General features: G+C 51.2%; 1 protein-coding gene. It reads right to left on the reverse strand.

The features are described 5' to 3' along the window. Nucleotides 1-110 precede the first annotated feature (110 nt). Nucleotides 111-464: a hypothetical protein gene (locus tag JHD59_RS22025; protein WP_199155839.1), complete on the reverse strand. Its 354-nt coding sequence runs from the start codon at nt 462-464 to the stop codon at nt 111-113. Between the last annotated feature and the right edge of the window lie 132 nt (nt 465-596).

The following is a 596-nucleotide window of genomic DNA, read 5'->3' on the forward strand; positions in this document are numbered from 1 at the left end:
CCCCCCCCCCCCCCCCCCCCCCCCCCCCCCCCCCCCCCCCCCCCCCTCTTTTGAGTCTCGTGGGCTCGGAGATGTGTATAAGAGACAGTCCTTAATGAAATTGGCTAGAGTCATCTTTGCCATACAGTAATCGGACCAAACAAACTACTAATGACTATTGTGCGTTTTTGTAGTCCATCTTGAATCATCTTGCATTGTGCAGCTGCGTCAGGGTTATTATCATCCGGCAAACCTAACTGGCGTGATATAGAGCCAAGGTACTCCAACGTCCCACGATCTGGGCCATGTCCCTCCCCATCATCCACAGAAACATAATGATGCTCTATGTACTCAAACCATGCAGGCGTACAAGGGCTTAGTGAGGGGCTAGGCGGCTTCGGGATGTGCGCGGTTACTGTCAATATCGCCAAAGCTATTATCAGCAATAAAACAGCGACAGACTTCTTAAAACTGGTGTTGCTCATGGTTTAGGAAGCCCCGTAGCAGCTCGAAGGCGATTCACCAGCTGAATGCCAATATTGCCTGGACAAGTATGTCCATCGCCCTTTTCTTGGTTTGGAAACTCTCGGTGTCCGCCCAGTTTCTCAATGTTGAAG

This window comes from Chromobacterium sp. ASV23, from assembly GCF_016428945.1.
GTDB lineage: Bacteria > Pseudomonadota > Gammaproteobacteria > Burkholderiales > Chromobacteriaceae > Chromobacterium > Chromobacterium sinusclupearum.

Excerpts from the sequence above, each read along its gene's own strand:
- JHD59_RS22025 (WP_199155839.1), bottom strand. The coding sequence starts at position 464 with ATGAGCAACACCAGTTTTAAGAAGTCTGTCGCTGTTTTATTGCTGATA.